This is a genomic window from Bhargavaea cecembensis DSE10 (assembly GCF_000348905.1).
In the GTDB taxonomy this organism is placed as follows: Bacteria; Bacillota; Bacilli; order Bacillales_A; family Planococcaceae; genus Bhargavaea; species Bhargavaea cecembensis.
The window spans coordinates 28631-47738 of the sequence record NZ_AOFT01000013.1; the positions used below are offsets into that span (position 1 = coordinate 28631).

General features: G+C 57.7%; 21 protein-coding genes and 1 tRNA gene. 20 read left to right on the top strand and 2 right to left on the bottom strand.

Annotated features, from left to right (window positions below; translation table 11 throughout):
• Positions 1–7 precede the first annotated feature (7 nt).
• Positions 8–1228, top strand: coding sequence for a DUF4097 family beta strand repeat-containing protein (locus C772_RS11925; RefSeq protein ID WP_008300268.1), 1221 nt, complete (start codon positions 8–10; stop codon positions 1226–1228).
• Between the two features lie 196 nt (positions 1229–1424).
• Here C772_RS11925 and C772_RS11930 read toward each other — a convergent pair whose 3' ends face one another.
• Positions 1425–1982, bottom strand: a complete 558-nt coding sequence (locus tag C772_RS11930) for an N-acetylmuramoyl-L-alanine amidase family protein (protein WP_008300269.1) — start codon at positions 1980–1982, stop codon at positions 1425–1427.
• Between the two features lie 152 nt (positions 1983–2134).
• On the opposite strand from C772_RS11930, the gene hprK reads away from it, so the two are divergent.
• From hprK to C772_RS11990, 12 genes are all read left to right on the top strand, one after another.
• Positions 2135–3070 (top strand): HPr(Ser) kinase/phosphatase, encoded by a 936-nt coding sequence (gene hprK / locus C772_RS11935; RefSeq protein WP_008300271.1) that lies wholly within the window; start codon positions 2135–2137, stop codon positions 3068–3070.
• Positions 3071–3111: 41 nt separating this feature from the next.
• Positions 3112–3921 carry a prolipoprotein diacylglyceryl transferase gene (gene lgt / locus C772_RS11940; protein ID WP_008300273.1) on the top strand — a complete coding sequence of 270 codons (810 nt, stop codon included), beginning with the start codon at positions 3112–3114 and terminating at the stop codon, positions 3919–3921.
• A 59-nt stretch (positions 3922–3980) separates the two neighbouring features.
• Positions 3981–4928 (top strand): nucleoside recognition domain-containing protein, encoded by a 948-nt coding sequence (locus C772_RS11945; protein ID WP_008300275.1) that lies wholly within the window; start codon positions 3981–3983, stop codon positions 4926–4928.
• A complete protein-coding gene (ppaX, locus tag C772_RS11950; protein WP_008300277.1) occupies positions 4918–5577 on the top strand; it encodes a pyrophosphatase PpaX in 660 nt (219 codons plus the stop codon). The genes C772_RS11945 and ppaX overlap by 11 nt, the downstream gene beginning before the upstream one ends.
• Positions 5574–6101, top strand: a complete 528-nt coding sequence (locus C772_RS11955) for an acyltransferase (RefSeq protein ID WP_008300279.1) — start codon at positions 5574–5576, stop codon at positions 6099–6101. Before ppaX ends, C772_RS11955 begins: the two co-directional genes overlap by 4 nt.
• 243 nt (positions 6102–6344) lie before the next feature.
• On the top strand, positions 6345–7862 hold the full coding sequence (locus tag C772_RS11960; RefSeq protein ID WP_008300281.1) for a tetratricopeptide repeat protein: 1518 nt from the start codon (positions 6345–6347) through the stop codon (positions 7860–7862).
• Between the two features lie 77 nt (positions 7863–7939).
• Positions 7940–8890 (top strand): thioredoxin-disulfide reductase, encoded by a 951-nt coding sequence (gene trxB / locus C772_RS11965; protein ID WP_008300282.1) that lies wholly within the window; start codon positions 7940–7942, stop codon positions 8888–8890.
• A gap of 209 nt (positions 8891–9099) precedes the next feature.
• Positions 9100–9582, top strand: a complete 483-nt coding sequence (locus C772_RS11970) for an NUDIX hydrolase (protein WP_008300283.1) — start codon at positions 9100–9102, stop codon at positions 9580–9582.
• Complete coding sequence (rapZ, locus tag C772_RS11975) at positions 9579–10472, top strand: RNase adapter RapZ (RefSeq protein WP_008300284.1); 894 nt, start codon at positions 9579–9581, stop codon at positions 10470–10472. Before C772_RS11970 ends, rapZ begins: the two co-directional genes overlap by 4 nt.
• A 4-nt stretch (positions 10473–10476) precedes the next feature.
• The gene (locus tag C772_RS11980) at positions 10477–11457 is read left to right on the top strand and encodes a gluconeogenesis factor YvcK family protein (RefSeq protein WP_008300285.1); all 981 of its coding nucleotides are present in this window, start codon (positions 10477–10479) and stop codon (positions 11455–11457) included.
• Positions 11458–11490: 33 nt separating this feature from the next.
• On the top strand, positions 11491–12438 hold the full coding sequence (gene whiA, locus C772_RS11985) for a DNA-binding protein WhiA (protein ID WP_008300286.1): 948 nt from the start codon (positions 11491–11493) through the stop codon (positions 12436–12438).
• Positions 12439–12518: 80 nt separating this feature from the next.
• Positions 12519–12782 (top strand): HPr family phosphocarrier protein, encoded by a 264-nt coding sequence (locus tag C772_RS11990; RefSeq protein ID WP_008300287.1) that lies wholly within the window; start codon positions 12519–12521, stop codon positions 12780–12782.
• Between the two features lie 65 nt (positions 12783–12847).
• Here the strand turns inward: C772_RS11990 and clpP are convergent, their stop codons facing one another.
• On the bottom strand, positions 12848–13477 hold the full coding sequence (clpP, locus tag C772_RS11995) for an ATP-dependent Clp endopeptidase proteolytic subunit ClpP (RefSeq protein ID WP_268743614.1): 630 nt from the start codon (positions 13475–13477) through the stop codon (positions 12848–12850).
• A gap of 181 nt (positions 13478–13658) precedes the next feature.
• On the opposite strand from clpP, the gene C772_RS12000 reads away from it, so the two are divergent.
• The 7 genes from C772_RS12000 (at position 13659) to C772_RS12030 (ending at position 19103) form a co-directional block, all read left to right on the top strand.
• Positions 13659–13730: transfer RNA gene (locus tag C772_RS12000), tRNA-Arg, on the top strand.
• A 208-nt stretch (positions 13731–13938) separates the two neighbouring features.
• Positions 13939–14517 carry a LemA family protein gene (locus C772_RS12005; RefSeq protein WP_008300290.1) on the top strand — a complete coding sequence of 193 codons (579 nt, stop codon included), beginning with the start codon at positions 13939–13941 and terminating at the stop codon, positions 14515–14517.
• Positions 14517–15356: a TPM domain-containing protein gene (locus C772_RS16945; RefSeq protein WP_008300291.1), complete on the top strand. Its 840-nt coding sequence runs from the start codon at positions 14517–14519 to the stop codon at positions 15354–15356. The genes C772_RS12005 and C772_RS16945 overlap by 1 nt, the downstream gene beginning before the upstream one ends.
• Positions 15357–15381: 25 nt before the next feature.
• Positions 15382–15612: a glutaredoxin family protein gene (locus C772_RS12015; protein WP_035002361.1), complete on the top strand. Its 231-nt coding sequence runs from the start codon at positions 15382–15384 to the stop codon at positions 15610–15612.
• Between the two features lie 123 nt (positions 15613–15735).
• On the top strand, positions 15736–16773 hold the full coding sequence (locus tag C772_RS12020; protein ID WP_008300293.1) for a sugar-binding transcriptional regulator: 1038 nt from the start codon (positions 15736–15738) through the stop codon (positions 16771–16773).
• Between the two features lie 46 nt (positions 16774–16819).
• Positions 16820–17827, top strand: a complete 1008-nt coding sequence (gene gap / locus C772_RS12025) for a type I glyceraldehyde-3-phosphate dehydrogenase (RefSeq protein ID WP_008300294.1) — start codon at positions 16820–16822, stop codon at positions 17825–17827.
• Between the two features lie 91 nt (positions 17828–17918).
• Positions 17919–19103 carry a phosphoglycerate kinase gene (locus C772_RS12030; protein WP_008300295.1) on the top strand — a complete coding sequence of 395 codons (1185 nt, stop codon included), beginning with the start codon at positions 17919–17921 and terminating at the stop codon, positions 19101–19103.
• Positions 19104–19108 lie beyond the last annotated feature (5 nt).

Here is a 19108-nt window from a genome sequence, read left to right on the forward strand (position 1 = left end):
AACGCACATGAAAGACGAGAAAAGCCGTATTCTGGACATGCTGGAACAAGGGACGATCAGCGCAGACGAAGCATTGCGTCTTTTGGAGAAGTTCGAGAGCAACCGGGAAGCCGTGAAGGAAAGTCATCCGGAAATCAGTGACGGGCAGAAGGACAAGCAGGAAACAGAATCGCAGCCGGCAGCCGCGGGCGAGGAAGCGGACAACTGGCAGGGGGACTTCCAGCAGGACGCCCAGCCGGAAAGTGAAGAAGAACGCTCCGGAAAGCAGGCCTCGATGGATGACTTCCTGGAAGATGTCCGCCGCGACTTCACGACCATCGGCAACCGTTTCATGCAGTTCATGCAGACGGCGGTCGACCGCGTGAAGACGTTCGACCTCGACAAGCCGTTCGGTGAGCCGGTTGTCTTCCATGAAACCTTCTCGAAAAGTGCGGAAGGCATTGAGGAAATCGTTGTCGACCTTTCCATGGGAAGCTTTGATATCCGGCTCGGCGAAGGGGAAGAGCTCCGGGCGGAGTGCGAAGTGAAGGTCCACCGGGCAGAGGATGAGGCGGAAGCGAAGCAGGAATTCCAGGAGCGCTTCCTCTTCGCAGCCGACAGCGGCCGTCTCCGGATCTCGAACGACCAGAAGATGACCCAGGTGAATGTCGTGCTCCATGTGCCGGAAAAGCAGTACAAGAAACTTTCGGTTCGCATGTTCAACGGCACGTTCAAGTCCGGTGCCGGCCTGACGGCTGCAAACGTGCGGGTGCGCACAGCCAACGGCAAGATCGAGGCGGATAACCTCCACTTCGATGAAGCTGAGTTCGAGACCGCAAACGGCGCGATCCGCCTGACGGATATCCATGGTGAGCAGGTCGAGGCGGAAACGCTCAACGGCCGGATCGACATCGACGGCATGCTGAAGGACATCGAGGCCCAGTCCGTGAACGGCCATGTCATCGTCACGACACGCGATGCCGAATCCCGCAAGGTGGAAGCGACCGCCATGTCCGGAAGCGTCGAAGTGTATGTGCCGCAGGATGCCGGCATCGAAGGGGAAGTCTCCTCAAACTTTGGCCGCATGGACATCCGAATGCAGGACGTTACCCGGACGAAGGAACAGGAGCAGCTGCTCCAGAAATCCATCCGATTCCGCAAAGAAGGCGGGAACCCGGACCTTCCTCCGCTCCGCGTCAGGGGCGAGGCCAAGACGGGCTCCGTTATCGTCGGTTACATCGGAAGCTGAGGAACATCAAAAGGACGGAAGGCTCAAGTGGCCTTCCGTCCTTTTTGGCGTTTGGTGCCCGTTTTTGCGAAAGTGACGAATCGGTCGGCGAAAGTGACGAAAGCCGCCTTGAAAGTGACGAATCCGCATGCGAAAGTGACGAATGGCGCCTTGAAAGTGACGAACCGGCTGACCGCCATCCCCAATTACTTACACTCTATTGCCCCTTGCCGTAGTACCAGTTCACGACGGCGAAGGCGATGGCACTGGCGCATTGCCTCCTGTACCGGTCGTTTTTCAGAAGTCCGGCTTCCGTACGGTTCGTCATGAATCCGCACTCGAGAAGGACGGCAGGCATGCGGGTATCGCGGACGACGGCAAAGTTTGCCCGCTTTACTCCGCGGTTTTTCCGTCCGGTGGCGGAAACGAGTGCTGCCTGAACATGTCCCGCCAGCAGTTCTGACTGGCGCTGCGCACGCGGATAAATATAGGTCTCGATGCCGTTCGCCTCATTCCAGCCGGTGCCGAACGCGTTGGCGTGGATCGAGATATAGGCGTCCGCCCCCCAGCTGTTCGCCTTTCGGACGCGTTCCGCCAATGGCACGTCGCGCCCGGATTCGTGCGCTTTCATGACCGTGATCCCTTCGGCCCTCAGGAGCTTTTCCGCATAGGCGGAGACCGATGCGTTAAATGCAAATTCCAATAGCGTGCCGTCCGGTGTCCGCTTGCCCGGTGTTGCTGGGCCGTGGCCCGCATCCAGCATGATTTTCTTCATCTCTATCCCCCCTCCGCCTGTTACATAGAGCCAACCCGCGAGTCGGATACGCCTGATTCCGGGCTTTCCGGATAAAAGCGATGTTCATTGACCGAATCTTTGTTAGAATATAGGGCATGGCCGACATTCGGCAGTGAAGGGGGCAAATGCCGATGGATCACGTGACGGTAAAAGACGTGATGGAACGTTTCGGACTTGAACTGTCTGCGGGTGCGGAAGGGATCGGGCGGCATATCGCAAGCAGCGACATTTCCCGTCCCGGACTTGAAGTGGCCGGTTTCTTCGAATATTATCCGGCAAACCGCATCCAGCTTCTGGGGAAAAGCGAGATCTCATTTTTCTCGATGCTTCCCCGTCTCGACAAGATGGAGCGCGCACGGAAGCTCTGCTCTCCGGATACGCCGATGATCGTCGTCTGCCACAGCATGCGGATTCCGCCGGAACTGGTGGCGGCGGCGGAAGAGGAGCAGGTGCCGCTCCTTTCGTCGCCGATGACGACGACCAAACTGTCCAATAAGCTCAGTGACTTCCTTGAAAACCGCCTCGCACCGATGACGGCAGTGCACGGAGTCCTGCTCGACATTTATGGGCTCGGCGTGCTGATCACGGGCAAGAGCGGCATCGGCAAAAGCGAGGTGGCGCTCGACCTCGTCAAGCGCGGGCACCGGCTCGTGGCGGACGATATGGTGGAAATCCGCCAGGTGGCGGAAGACACGCTGGTCGGAAATCCGCCCGAACTGCTCCGACATCTGCTCGAGATCCGCGGGCTCGGCATCATCGACGTACAGATGCTTTTCGGGGCGAGCGCGATCCGTGACTTCAAGCGGATCACGCTCATTATCGACCTGGAACTCTGGGATCCGGAGCGCACCTACGACCGTCTCGGCCTCGAGGAGGAGAAGCTGAAGATCCTCGACACCGAGCTGACACGGCTCACCGTGCCGGTGCGTCCGGGACGGAACATGTCATCGATCGTCGAGGTGGCGGCGATGAACCACCGCATGAAACAAATGGGCATGAACGCAGCCGAGCAGTTTTCCGACCGGCTGAACGATATGATCGGACGGGAACAGGACCCGTCCTACTAAGCCGGCATCCCGCCGGCGTGCACGGAAGAAGGGATCAATGAATGCAGTTTACTCTCGCGGCGATCGATCCGATCGCCTTTTCTCTCGGACCGATTGATGTCCGGTGGTACGGGATCCTCATTGCGACGGGGATCGTGCTGGGGTTCCTTGTCGTTCAGCGGGAAGCGGTAAAGCGGGGGCTCCACCCCGACTTTATGACTGATTTCCTGATCTGGGCGGTGCCGATCTCGATTGTCGGTGCCCGGCTCTACTATGTCATCTTCCAATGGGAGTACTACCGGGACGACCTCGGGAAGGTCTTCAGAGTATGGGAAGGCGGGCTCGCCATTCACGGCGCGCTGATCGCGGCGGTGATTACAGCCATTATCTACACGAGAAAGCATGGCGTGTCGTTCTGGAAAGTCGCGGACATCACGGCGCCGGGCCTGCTCATCGGCCAGATTCTCGGCCGCTGGGGAAACTTCGTGAACCAGGAAGCGCACGGCGGGCCGGTCGCCGACGACTGGTGGGGCTATTCCGCGCTGCCGGACTGGATCGTCAATCAGATGACAATCGACGGCGTGACCTACCATCCGACATTCCTCTATGAATCGGTCTGGAACCTGATCGGGCTTCTTCTGATCCTGTTTGTGCTCCGCAGGATGAATCCGCTGCGCGGCGTCATCTTCCTGTTTTACATCGCCTGGTATTCGTTCGGCCGCTTCTTTATCGAGGGAATGCGGACGGACAGCCTGATGGCTTCGGGTCTGAAGGCGGCACAGATCGTCTCGATGATCGGTTTCTTCGGCGCGATCCTGATTTACCTGATCCGCCGTTTCGCGATGAATATCCGTACGCGTTATAAAGAATAAGTCAGCAGACGGCCCGGATGAGGGGCCGGAAACATAAGTAAAGGATGTCGAACAGAAACATGTCTACTCTACGCAAAGGAATCCGGGCGGGGCTGAATACGACGTGGACACTCGGCAAGATCATCTTCCCGATCACGCTGCTGGTCGTCATCCTGCAGCACACGCCTGTATTGCCTTGGATCATCGATCTTGTGGCACCGCTCATGGGAATATTCGGGTTGCCCGGGGAAGCGGCAATTCCGCTTGTCCTCGGGAACGCACTGAATCTGTACGCCGGCATCGCCGGTATCCTGTCGCTGGAACTGACGGTGAAGGAAGTCTTCATCCTGGCCGTCATGCTGTCGTTTTCACATAACCTGTTTATCGAGTCCGGCGTCGCAATGCGAGTCGGGGTCAAGCTCTGGGTCATTCTGGTCGTCCGCCTCGGGCTTGCTTCGATTTCCGCGATTCTGATCAACCTGTTCTGGAAGGGCGGATCGGAAATTGCTCAGTACGGTATGGCGCCGTCTCCGGAAGCGGCACCGGAAACCTGGGGAGGCATCGCCCTGCTCGGGCTTGAAAAAGCCGGATTCGGGGTCCTGCAGCTTGCGGTCATCGTCATTCCGCTTATGGTCGCCATCCAGTTCCTGAAAGACGGAGGCTGGATGCAGAAGCTGTCCGCCAAGCTCGGACCGCTCACGAAGCTGATCGGCGTCCAGCCGAACGCCGGCATGACACTGGCTACGGGGCTGGTCGCAGGACTGGCAATGGGAGCGGGCGTCATGATCCAGGCGGTGGAGGAAGACGGTGTCAGCAAAAAGGACGCCACCCTTGTCCTCATCTTTCTCGTCAGCTGCCACGCGGTCATCGAGGATACGCTGATCTTCGTCCCGCTCGGCATTCCGGTCTGGCCGCTCCTGCTGATCCGTGTGGTGACCGCATTCGTGCTGACGATGGCGGTTGCCTGGGCATGGAAGCGGGCAGAACTATCCAAAGGGAAGGGAGTCGTGCTGCCGCATGGCCAATAAAATCGAAACCATCCTGTTCGACTTTGACGGGACGCTGTTTGATACGAACGATCTGATCATCGAAACATTCATGGCGGTGCTCGGCAAGCATTTCCCGGGCCGCTATACCCGCGAGGATTGCCTGCCGTTCATGGGCCCGCCGCTTCGCGAAACATTCGAGGCGCTGGCGCCTGAGAATGTCGATCAGCTGATGGAGGAATACGTGTCCTGGAACCTGGAAAACCACGACAGGCTGACGTCAGAGTTTCCCGGCGTGTCTGATGTGCTCAAGCAGCTGAAGGAACGCGGCCTGAAGATGGCGATCGTTTCCACAAAACGGAACAGAACCATCCACAGGGGCCTCGGCCTCATGGATGCGGACGGCATCTTTGACGTCGTGATCGGACTGGATGATGTCACTCACGCCAAGCCCCACCCTGAACCGCTCCAGAAAGCGATGGACGCGCTCGGGGCAAACCCGGCAACGACGCTGATGGTCGGCGACAACTCGCACGACATCGACGGCGGCCGCAATGCCGGCACCCTCACGGCGGGCGTTGCATGGAGCGCGAAGGGCAGGGCATTTATGGAATCGCTCAAGCCGGACTATATGCTGGATGCCATTGAGGACCTGCTGGAAATAGCCGATGGAAAGGTCCGGGCGCAATGAGGCGGACCGACCGCCATCCTGCGCCGGTCAAAGGGACGAATCCGCTCTGGCATATGTACCGGACGGTCTCGTTTTTCAAGGTCGCCAAGAATTTCATTGTGATCCAGATCGGACGGTATACGCCGTTCCTGTCTGTGAAGCGCTGGCTCTACCGGACGTTTCTCGGCATGGGAATCGGGGAGAAAACGGCGCTTGCACTGATGGTCGTCCCGGATACGATGTTTCCGGAACGGATCCGCATCGGCCGCAATTCGATCATCGGGTTTAACACGACGATCCTGGCGCACGAATACCTGACCGACGAATACCGTCTTGGTGATGTCATCATCGGTGACAACGTCATGATCGGCGCCAATACGACGATTTTGCCGGGCGTGGAAATCGGGGACGGCGCCACCGTCTCCGCCGCCTCGCTCGTCAACCGCGACATCCCGCCCGGCAGCCTCGCCGGGGGGAACCCTGTCCGCATCATCTACACTGCGGAACAACTGAAGGAACGGAAGAGAACCCCCCGTCAGAGCTGACGGGGGGTCTCCTGTTTGCGTCTGGGCGTTATAGCAACGTTTTTTAATCGGTATGTCAACAACTCACCCCGGTATCGCAACGTTTCAACCCGATTCTCCGGCGTCACCTGCCCCCGCCCGCACCGCAACCATCCATTACCGGCGACCGGCCGCATGTGTCTGTGATATAATGGGTAGCTGAAACCTTTGACCCTTTTGTATATTACGCGGCCCTGCCGCTTCCATAATCCGGAGGAATTTTTATTGAACAATCATTCTCAACAGGGAAACCATAAAAAAGTCATCAACTTCATTCCGAACGGGGAATTCTATTACAAGAAGGCACTCGGCGCACTCAAGCGCGACGAGGTGGAAAAGGCCCATAAGTTTCTCAGCAGGGCGGCGGACCTGAGCCCGGAGGATGCCGACATCCTCCTGCAGTACGCCATCCTGGAGATTGATATGGGCCGCTTTGAGCATGCCCGCGACCTCCTGATGGCCGCCCATGATTCGGGCCCGGAAGATCCGGACACCCTGTTTTATCTGTCCGAGGTGCATGTCAATCTGGGCTATCTCCGGGATGCGATCCGGTACGCGCAGAGATACCTCAAGCTGGCTCCGGAAGGGCTGTACCGTGGCGAGGCGATGGACATCATCGAGTTCTCCGAGCATGAACTGTACGGGTTGCCGGATGATGCCGAAGGGGACGGGCGGCTGGACTACATTCTTGACCGCGGCCGCCGTCTGATGGAATCCGGGGAATTCCGGGAAGCCGTCAACCTGCTGGAATCTGCGATCGAGGAACACCCTGATTTCTGGGCGGCCTATAACAACCTGGCGCTCGCCTACTTCTATATCGGCGACACCGAGCAGGCGGAGGCGCTTCTGAACCAGGTGCTGCGGGGAGACAACGGCAACCTCCATGCCCTCTGCAACTTTGCGGTCTTCCACTTTTATAAGCAGGACGCGGAAGCGCTCAACCGGATGGTCTCCATCCTGCTGAAGATCCGCCCGATGCTCGTCGACCACCGCTATAAGCTCGGGGCGACACTTGCTCTGGTCGGCCGCCATCAGGAGGCGTACGGTTGGCTCCGCGGCCTGCAACGGATCGGCTTCGAAGGCGATCCGGGCTTTTACTTCTGGCTGGCGCATGCCGCGGCCATGATCGGAGAGGATAAGGTCGCTCGCGATGCATGGGCGGTGCTTGTGTCGATGGATCCGTCCAAGGAAGGCAAGGAGCCGTGGCTGCGGGCACGGATTCCGGATACGCCCGAAAACGACCCGAAATTCGTCATCGGTAAACTGAACAGCGGGGAAGAGGGGCTGCGCCTGCTCGGCCTGTTCCTGACGGGGAAATCGATGCGCCGCGAGGATATCCTGACCCACCCGGAATGGCCGGACGTCGAAAAGATGTCGACGACGGAAAAGCTGTTCCTGGCAAATGGCCTCGGCCACCGGCTCCCCGGGAGGGATCGCGGAGAACTCCTTTATAATCGGGTGTTCGAAGCGACCGACCTGCTTTACAGCCGCTATGAGCCGCTCACGGAGGAGAACATGCCCATCCTGGAAATGTGGTTCCTCATGTGCAGCCGTGCCATCGACGAAAGCTACGCTTTCCGCAATCCGCAGGCCATCGCCGCATCGGCGGAGTACATGTACCGCTCTTCACGGCACGAAGGCGTCACGAAAAAAGAAACGGCGGAGGCCTATGGCATCTCTGTAAAGACCCTCACGAAGTATGTCAATGAACTGTTCCGCTTCCTGCCGTTCCCGCGCAGTTAGGCAGAATGTTTGAGCCTGCGCTGCAAATGGAATAGCATGAATGCAGACAGGCGTTCAAAGCTAAGGAGGAACCATTCATGGCTGAAGATAAGATTTATGACGTCATCATCATCGGTGCCGGTCCCGCCGGCATGACTGCCGCGGTCTATACGAGCCGTGCCAACATGTCCACGCTCATGCTCGAGCGCGGCATCCCGGGCGGCCAGATGGCCAACACTGAAGATATTGAGAACTATCCGGGATTCGACAGCATACTCGGTCCGGACCTCTCCAATAAAATGTTCGAACACGCGAAAAAGTTCGGCGCCGAGTATGCATACGGCGACGTTTCCGAAATCCGTGACGGTGAAGAATACAAGACGATCGTCGCGGGCGGCAAGGAATACAAGGCCCGCTCGATCATTATCGGCACGGGCGCAGAATACAAAAAGATGGGCATTCCGGGCGAATCCGAACTCGGCGGCCGCGGCGTCAGCTACTGTGCGGTCTGTGACGGGGCGTTCTTTAAACAAAAGAACCTCGTCGTGGTCGGCGGCGGCGATTCCGCAGTCGAGGAAGGCAACTTCCTGACACGGTTTGCGGATAAGGTGACCATCGTGCACCGCCGCGATGAGCTGCGTGCGCAGAAGATCCTTCAGGACCGTGCATTCGCGAATCCGAAGATCGACTTTATCTGGAGCCATACCGTCAAGTCGATCAATGACAAGGACGGCAAGGTCGGCAGTGTCACGCTCGTTTCGACAAAAGACGGCAGCGAGCGCGAGTTTGAAGCGGACGGCGTGTTCATCTACATCGGCATGGTGCCGCTCACCGCTCCGTTCAAGACGCTCGGCATCACCGACGGGGACGGCTATATCCCGACTGATGAACACATGAAGACTTCGATCCCGGGTGTCTTCGCAGCGGGGGACGTACGCGCGAAAACGCTCCGCCAGGTCGTCACGGCGACAGGGGACGGCAGCATCGCCGCGGAGTCCGCACAGAAGTATGTCGAGGAACTTAAGGAAAAAATCGGCACGGGTGCCTGATTTTAATCTGTTCTTAACCGCACTGTAACAGCGCTGCAATAAAAAGGGTGTATAGTAAGAAGTGTAAATTGACCCCCCTTTATGATAGCAACACCTTTAGACGGCACCGGAACGCCCGGCTGCCGTCCTTTTTTGCATTCCTTTTGTATCCCCTATCCGTTGCATAGTATAATAAAGGGTAGAATGTTTTCCGGGAAGGTGGGAGACCGATGCAGCGGATCGCCAATCTGTTGGTTATCCAGGACGGAAAAGTCCTGTTGTTGAAGAAGCCCCGCCGCGGCTGGTATGTCGCGCCGGGCGGGAAGATGGAGGCGGGAGAGTCTGTCTATTCGGCCGCTTTCCGGGAGTTTACGGAAGAAACCGGCGCGACACCGCTCGAGCCGCATTTAAAAGGGATTTACACAATGGTGATCCGGGACGAGGCAAATACCCGGACGCTGGATGAATGGATGCTCTATACATTCGCGGCACGCGGCCTTGAGGGCGTGCCGTTTGAGGAGAACCGGGAAGGAAAGCTTGAATGGCATGATGTCAGCGAGCTGGATACCCTGCCGATGGCAGAAGGCGACCGCATGAACCTGAAATTTGCCGCCGGAAGCCCGGGAACCCAATACGGCACGTTCACCTATACGGAGGAATTCAGGCTGCTCGGGGCTGACCTCCAGCAGTCGGAAGAAAGGGTGGGACCATGACGGAGCAGAAAAAAGAAAACAGCGGCAACATGGAACTGGTCGTCATCACCGGAATGTCCGGTGCCGGCAAGACAGTCGCCATGCAGAGTTTCGAGGATCTGGGCTATTACTGCATCGACAATCTTCCGCCGGAACTGCTCCTGACATTCCTGAAGCTCCTTGCGGATTCGGACCGGAAGCAGAAACGGGTGGCTGCCGTTATGGACATGCGCGGCAGGGAGTATTTTGATTCACTGACCGGGACGCTGGACCAGATCGAGGCGGCGGATGGATTTGACCTGCAGGTTCTCTTCCTCGACGCCGACGACAGCACGCTCGTCAAGCGCTACAAGGAAACCCGCCGCAAGCATCCGCTGTCACACGGAGGGCTGGTCAGCGACGGCATCCGCAAGGAGCGGGAGATGCTGTCCGAGCTCAAGGGCAGGGCGCGCTACCTGTTCAACACGACTTATCTGCGGCCGCGGGAACTCAGGGAAAAGATTGTCGAGAGCTTTTCCGATACAGAAAAGGGAACGTTCACGGTCAACGTCATGTCGTTCGGCTACAAGCACGGCATCCCGATCGACGCTGACATCGCACTTGACGTGAGGTTCCTGCCGAACCCGTACTATATCGAGGAACTGAAGCCCCTTACCGGCCTGCAGTCGGATGTCTATGAATATGTCATGAATCAAAACGATACAAAGGAACTGATCGCGAAGCTGGAAGATCTCTTCCGCTTCCTCATCCCGAGATACAAGGAAGAGGGCAAGGCGCAGCTTGTCATCGCATTCGGCTGCACGGGCGGCCAGCACCGCTCCGTATCACTCGCGGAGTATTTCGCGGAGAAGCTGAGCGGCGAGTACAAGACGTCGGTAACCCATCGGGATATCAAACACAGAAAGGGCTGATCCCATGCCCGGAAAAAAGGGGAAAAAGCGCATTGTGGCGATTGGCGGGGGAACCGGCCTGTCCACGATCCTGCGCGGCCTGAAACAGTATGATGTCGACCTGACCGCCATTGTGACTGTCGCCGATGACGGAGGCAGCTCAGGGAAGATCCGGAAAGACTACATGATTCCGCCGCCGGGTGACGTCCGGAACGTCATCGCGGCGCTTTCCGATGTCGAGCCGCTTGTGCTGGAAATGTTCCAGTACCGTTTTGCCGCATCGGAGGGGCTTGGCGGCCACTCGCTCGGAAACCTGATGCTGGCGGCGATGACGAACATCACCGGTGATTTCTCCAGCGCAGTGGCGGAAATGAGCAGGTTCCTCAACATCAAGGGACGTGTGCTTCCTGCCGCGAACCAGATCATCACGCTCGGGGCGGAACTTGAAGACGGCTCGATCATCAACGGCGAGTCGAAGATCCCGGTTTACGGCCACCGGATCCGGCGGGTATTCCTGCTCCCGGACGAAGTGGAGCCGTTGGATGATGCCGTCCGTGCAATTCGCAGGGCTGACATGATAATCGTCGGGCCCGGCAGCCTGTATACCAGCATTTTGCCGAACCTGCTCGTACCCGGAATCGGGGAAGCCGTACTTAAATCCAAAGCGCGCAGGCTCTACATATGCAACATCATGACCCAGCCGGGCGAGACATCGTCGTTCAGCGCGTCGGACCATGTCCGCGTGATGTACGACCATCTCGGCGCCCGGTTCCTCGACGGCGTCGTCGTCAATGACGGCACCGGTCTGGACGCAGTGGCGGAAGATTATCGCCAGCAGCAGTCCGTTCCGGTGCAGGGTGATGTGGAGAACCTCGGGAAACTGGCGGATGATGTCATCCTGGCAGATATCGCGACCATCGTGGGCGGACATGTCCGGCACGATGCGGGCAAGGTGGCGGAGCTGATCTGCAGCTACCTGGATAGCCCGGACGGGGCGGCCGTCTGACCTGACGGCCGCCCGTGAAAGGAGAGGAAGCCGGTGTCTTTCGCATCGGAAACGAAAAAAGAACTGACGCAGGTGGAGATGGACGATTGCTGCACCCGTGCGGAGCTGTCAGCCTTTATCAAGATGAACGGGGTGCTGTCGTTTTCAAACCGGCAGATGAGCCTCGACGTCCAGACAGAAAACGCGGCGATTGCCCGCAGGATGTATACTAACATGCGGCGCCTGTACCCGTACAAGGTGGAGCTGCTCGTCCGGAAGAAAATGCGGCTGAAGAAAAACAATGTTTATATATGCAGGATCCGCGAAGGCGCGAAGACAATGCTGGAGGATCTGAAGATCACCGGAGAGGGCATCAGTTTCGCCGAAGGCGTCTCTAAGGAAATCGTCAAGGACGACTGCTGCAGGCGTTCCTACCTCCGCGGTGCATTTCTTGCGGGCGGTTCGGTCAATAATCCGGAAACCTCGTCTTATCATTTGGAGATCTTCTCGCTTTACCAGGAGCACAGCGAGGCGCTGGTGGAGCTGATGAACGCCTACGGCCTGAATGCCAAATCGATCGAGCGCAAAAAAGGATTCATCGCCTATCTGAAAGAGGCGGAGAAGATCTCCGACTTCCTCAGCCTGATCGGCGCCCACTCCGCACTGCTCAAGTTCGAGGATGTCCGCATCGTGCGGGACATGCGCAACAGCGTCAACCGCCTCGTCAACTGCGAGACGGCAAACCTGAACAAGACGATCGGAGCCGCCATGCGCCAGGTGGAGAATATCCAGTACATCGACCAGATGATCGGCATCGAAGGGCTGCCGGAGCGGCTGCAGGAAATCGCCCGGCTCCGTGTCGAGTACCAGGACATTACATTGAAGGAACTCGGAGAGATGGTATCGGGCCCGCCGATCAGCAAGTCGGGGGTCAACCACCGGCTGCGCAAGATTGACGAGATCGCGGAAAAGCTGCGAAAAGGCGGAGTATCGCTGAAGTAAGTTTGTTCTTGTCCTTTTCGGGCTTCTCCGATACGATAAAGGAATAGACAAGCAACCGGTTGCAAAGGAGGAAGTCGGCCATGACCGAACGGACACTAGAGGTGAAACTGAAATCCGGCCTGCAGGCCAGGCAGGCGGCGCTGTTCGTCCAGGAAGCGAACCGTTTCTCCTCGGACATCTACCTGGAGAAGGGGGCGCGCAAGGTGAACGCCAAGAGCATCATGGGCATCATGAGCCTTGCCATCGCCAGAGGGGTAGAGGTGACGCTGAGCGCGGACGGCCACGATGAGGAAGACGCCGTAACGGCTCTTGCTGCAATTATTGAAGATGAAGCGGCCAAGTGACCATCAGCCGTTTTTGAATGAAACCAACAAGAAAAGACCCGGCATCCCGCCGGGTCTTTTGGCTTTTACTTGTCTTCTTTTTTGTCTTTCTGAAGTTCGTTCCGCTCGATGATGTGGTCGATGAGGCCATATTCCTTCGCGCGCTCAGCAGTCATGAAGTTGTCGCGCTCTGTATCGCGCTCAAGGACTTCAAGCGGCTGGCCGGTGCGTTCGGCAAGGATCGTGTTGAGTTTTTCGCGGAGGAAGAGAATGCGTTTTGCCGCGATCTCGATCTCCGTTGCCTGGCCCTGTGCGCCGCCGAGCGGCTGGTGGATCATCACTTCCGCGTTAGGGAGGGCATAGCGCTTGCCCTTCGTTCCCGCAGCGAGAAGGAAGGCGCCCATCGATGCTGCCATGCCGATGCAGATTGTCTGCACATCCGGCTTGATGAACTGCATCGTATCGAAGATCGCCATACCTGCAGTGATGCTGCCTCCCGGGCTGTTGATGTAGATCGAGATGTCTTTGTCCGGATCTTCAGCCTCGAGGAAGAGAAGCTGCGCGACGATCGAGTTCGCCACGTTATCGTCAATGCCCGAGCCGAGCATGATGATGCGGTCTTTCAGGAGCCGCGAGTAAATGTCGTACGCCCGCTCACCGCGGTTCGTCTGTTCGATTACTGTAGGGATGAGATTCATCTGTTCGTCCTCCTTCAAGTGGATGAGTAAATACCTGCACTGGAACACTATACCCTCCAGCCCTTGAAAATATCATAAGCTATTTGGTCAATGAAGGTCAAATGGGACGCTTCATTCAAAATGAAAAAGGGGCTTGCATCCCGGACGGCATACTTGTATAATGAAAACTGTCGTCCGGTAAGGAGACTATAAATGTTCTGCCCTCGTGGTGCAACGGATAGCACGTAAGATTCCGGTTCTTAAGATGTGGGTTCGATTCCTGCCGAGGGCGCTGACAGACGCACACCTGTAAAGGTGTGCGTTTTTTGTTGTTCCCGGAAAACGGTGTCTGCCTGTTACTCCCTAGCTTCATTCCACATCTCCTGAAACTTTTCCTTCTTTTGTACGTAGAGAATAATGAAACGGCCGTTGTTTCGAGGGCAATTCGGATAGGGTAAGGTAGGGTTAGATATCGCAGGCAAGAGAGGGGACTGAAACGTATGAGAAAAATGATGGGACCGCTGCTGATCATTGTCGGCATCCTGGTCGTCCTGGCCATTATCCTTGTGCCAAAATACAATTCCTTCGTGAATCTGGAGGAAGACGTGAACCAGGCCTACAGCCAGATCGAGAACCAGCTGCAGCGGCGGATGGACCTGATCCCGAACCTCGTTGAAACCGCAAAAGGCTACGCTGCGCATGAAGAGGAAGTCTTCACGGACATCGCGGATGCGCGCTCCCGGCTCGCAGGGGCAGGATCTCCGGAAGAACAGGCAAATGCCAACGAAGAACTGACCGGCGCGCTGAGCCGGCTGCTCGTCATTGCCGAAAACTATCCGGACCTGAAGGCGAACGAGAACTTCCGCCAGCTCATGGATGAACTGGCCGGGACGGAAAACCGGCTTGCGGTCGCAAGGATGGACTATAATGAAGCGGCCACCGAGTACAACCGGAATGTCCGGAGATTCCCGGGCAATCTCGTAGCCGGCATTTTCGGATTCGACCAGAAAGAGTACTTTGAAGCGTCGGAGGCCGCCCAGGAAGCGCCGAAAGTCGATTTCGGGGAGTACGGTAACTGATGAAGCAGCTCTGCAGGACCCTTCTGTTTGTCCTGCTTCTCTTTGCCGGAACGCCCGCTCTGGCGGCGGAGCCGGACGTACCGGAACCGATCGGTGACAATATTTACGTGCAGGACCATGCCGGCATCCTGACGGCCGATCAGCGATCACAGATTGTCTCAATGGCCTCGGCTCTTGATCAGGGGACAGGCGCACAGATCGCCGTGCTGACTGTTCCGTTTGCGGTGGAGATTCCCGAGATGTATGCCCTTCAGGCACTTCGTGAGTACCAGCTTGGAGCTGCGGGAGAGGATAATGGCGTTCTGCTGCTTGTCTCGACTGTTAAAAACTCCTCAGATGACAGGGCATTTGAAGTGTCTGTAGGCTATGGTCTTGAGGGGGCTCTCCCGGACGGGAAGGTTGGTCGCATCATAGATGAGTATGGAATGCCGTATCTGAAACCACCGAACCCTAATGTGGAACCCGACCCACAGACTGCCATCATGAACGTCTACCGAGTTCTCCACAATGAAGTGGCCAATGAATACAACTGGGAAGGCACCGTCGAGCAGCCCGAGCCCTATGCGGGCACAGGAAGTGGTGGCGGCGGTGGCGGAATCAGCCCGATTGTCGCAATCATCATCATCTTCGTCCTTGTCAACATGTTCTTCGGAGGCGGAGGACGAGGAGGCGGCGGAGGACCTGGCGGCAGACGCCGGAGGGGCGGCCCGTTCATCTTCATCCCTGGTTCTTTCGGCGGGGGCGGAGGCTTCGGAGGAGGCGGCTTCGGCGGAGGAGGCGGCTTCACTGGAGGCGGAGGTGGCTCCGGTGGCGGAGGCGGCGCCGGCCGGGGCTGGTAACCTGACTGGAAAGAAGGATTACAATATGAACGTAACTCTATATGTAGGCAACGACTGTCCGCTCTGCGACGAGGCGTTGCTTAATCTGAAGCTTGCAGCGGAGGATGTCCCGCTTGATGTCGAAGTGATCGACATCAGGCAGGACGACCGGCTGCACGAAAAATACATGCTGATGATCCCGGTCCTTGAAAAGGACGGCGAAGTCCTTCTGTACGGGAACATCGGCTACGGTGATGTTATGGAAGCGCTCCTGTAGCGCTTCTTTTTTTATTTGGATAAAAAGTTTGCAACTGTCCAATACGTGGAATACAATAAGTACGAAGTGGGACATAATTTTAATCACCGGGACGTTAGTTGTCCCGAAGTGAGGAGGATGTCCATGGATGCGGTGACACAGTCATTGCTCAGTGTTCTCCCCGAGATGCCGGAGCTGCTGTCCGTCCGCTGCAGCATCCTGAATGCCATCCGGCAGGAAGGGCCCGTCGGCAGGCGTTCGCTTGTCGGGCGGGAGGGGCTCAGCGAACGTGAAGTGCGTGCGATATGCGACCTTCTTCGGAAACAGGGCCTGATCACCGCGGAAACCTCGGGCATGAAAGTGACGCCTGAAGGAGAAACTGTGCTGGGTACGCTCCAGCCGGTGATCCGGCGCTGGACAGGACTTGAAGAATTGGGGACTGAACTATGCCGGAAATTGGGTATACAGAAAGTGATGGTCGTCCCGGGCGGGGATGACGACGAGCTGACAAAACGCAGGATGGCAAGAGCTGCTTGCGGCCATCTGGCCAATGTCCTCCGTGACGGTTCTGTTGTGGCCGTAACCGGCGGCAGCACCATCGCAGCGGTTGCCGATGAGGCGGGAGTTGCCGGTCTTCCGGCAGGGATCCGCTTTATCGCAGCACGCGGCGGGACAGGCGGCGATGTGAAGTCGCAGGCCAATATGATTGCGGCCATGCTTGCTGCTGCGACGGGCGGTGAGTGGACACCGCTTCATCTGCCCGAGACGCTCGCGGAATCATCGATCGCTCCGCTCATGGAAGAGCCTTCAGTGATGGAGGCGGTGGCCCTGTATGACCGGACAGACTGTATTGTCCACGGAATTGGTGATGCACTGGAACTGGCACGCCGCCGTGGATCGGATGAAAAGACCCTGGAAAAGCTGGCCCGGGAAGGCGCAGCCGCGGAAGCGTTCGGCTACTATCTCGGCCGGGACGGCTCGGTGATCCATCGGCTCCGCACAATCGGGCTAAATAGGGACCAGGCAGACCGCATCCCGCATCCGCTTGCCGTGGCAGGCGGGAAGGAAAAGGCCGCACCGATTCTCGCCTATATGAAACAGGCGCCGGAACAGACGGTCCTTGTGACCGACGAAACGGCCGCAAGAGAAATGCTCCGCCTTTACGGCGGGGAGACGACGTGAATGTTTGAAACTGACGAATGAATGATAAAACCGGAGGGATTCTGATATGGCATTGAAAGTGGCAATCAACGGATTTGGGCGGATCGGACGCGTGGTCTTCCGCCAGGCTTGGGACAACCCGGAACTCGATATCGTAGCGGTCAACGACCTGACGGATGCGGCGATGCTTGCCCATCTCCTGAAGTTCGACTCTGTTCACGGCACATTCGGCCCTGAAGTGGACAGCGACGAAGAGCACCTGATCGTTGCGGGCAAGAAAATCCGAGTATTTGCAGAAAAAGATCCAGCAGCCCTTCCATGGGGCGACCTCGGAATCGACGTTGTTCTTGAATCAACCGGCGTCTTCCGGGACCGCGAATCGGCAGGCAAGCACCTTGAGGCCGGCGCCAAGCGCGTGCTCCTTTCCGCACCGGGCAAAGGCGACATCAAGACGCTTGTCATGGGCATCAACGAAAACGACTTTGATCCGGAAAAGGACGAAATTGTCTCGAACGCATCCTGTACGACAAACTGCCTGGCACCGGTCGTCAAAGTCCTCAATGACAAGTTCGGCGTGAAAAAGGGTCTCATGACCACTGTTCACTCCTACACGAACGACCAGCGCATCCTCGACCTCCCGCACAGCGACTTCCGCCGGGCACGTGCGGCTGCGGAGTCGATGATTCCGACGACTACCGGCGCTGCGACTGCCGTTACAAAAGTGCTTCCTGAGCTGAAGGGCAAGCTGGACGGCATGGCAGTGCGCGTACCGACACCGAACGTCTCCCTCGTCGACTTCACGGCACAGCTGGAACAGCCGGCGACACCGGAAGATGTGAACGCGGCGATGAAGGAAGCGGCTGAAGGCGAGCTGAAGGGTCTCCTATTCGTATCCGAACTGCCGCTCGTCTCCAAGGACTACAACGGCGTGCCGGCTTCGTCTACGGTCGATGCGCTGTCGACGATGGCGATCGGCGACGATATGGTCAAAGTCATCAGCTGGTACGACAACGAAAGCGGCTATTCTGCACGTTGTATCGATCTGATGGTCCACATGTCGAAGGCAGGAATCTGATAGCCTTCCCATAAAGAAACCACTATAATGGAATGGGGCCAGGAACGGACGCCCCGTTCCTTTTTACATACGGAGAATTGGAGGGGTTTTCATGATCCGAAAAAAATCCATTAATGATCTCGATGTCGCCGGCAAGCGCGTGTTTGTCCGTGTCGACTTCAACGTGCCGCTCGACGGCGGCCATATCACGGACGATACCCGCATCCGTGCGGCACTGCCGACGATCGAAAAACTGGCCGGTGCGGGTGCGAAAGTCATTCTCGCGAGCCACCTCGGACGGCCCAAGGGCCAGGTCAATGAGGACATGCGCCTTGCTCCTGTGGGCAAGCGCCTGACCGAACTGCTCGGAAAGGATGTCCGTGCTCTTCCGGAATCGACAGGTGATACCGTGAAGGAAGCGGTAGCGTCCATGCAGGAAGGCGATGTCATTCTTCTTGAGAACGTCCGCTTCCATGCAGGCGAAGAAAAGAACGATCCGGAGCTGGCAAAGCAATTTGCGGAGCTTGCGGACCTGTATGTGAACGACGCTTTCGGCGCCGCACACCGCGCGCATGCATCCACTGCCGGCATTGCGGAACATCTTCCGGCAGCTTCAGGCCTGCTCATGGAAAAAGAGCTGGACGTGCTCGGCAAGGCGCTGGCTGAACCGGAGCGGCCGTTCACCGCCATCATCGGCGGCGCAAAGGTCAAGGATAAAATCGGTGTCATCGACCACCTCCTCGACAAGGTCGATCATCTGCTTCTCGGCGGCGGCCTTTCCTACACGTTCACGAAGGCCCAGGGCCACGATGTCGGAAACTCGCTTGTCGAAGAAGACAAAATTGACCTTGCAAAGTCATTCATACAAAAGGCCGGGGAAAAGGGCGTGAAGCTCCATATCCCGACTGATGCGGTGGTAGCTTCCGAATTCAAAGCGGATGCGGAAACCAGGACAGTAAGCACGGATTCCATCCCTGAGGGGTGGATGGGACTGGATATCGGCCCAGAGACAGCGGCCGAATATGCCGATGTCATCCGCCAGTCCAAGACGATCCTCTGGAACGGGCCGATGGGTGTGTTCGAGATGGATGCTTTTGCGGAAGGCACCAAGAAAGTCGCTGAAGCGGTTGCCGAAACAGAAGGCTACACGATCATCGGCGGCGGGGACTCGGCGGCTGCCGTCGAGAAATTCGATCTGGCAGACCGGATGGACCATGTCTCGACGGGCGGCGGGGCTTCCCTAGAGTTCATGGAAGGAAAAGACCTTCCGGGTGTGTCTGCCCTGGACGACAAGTAAACGGC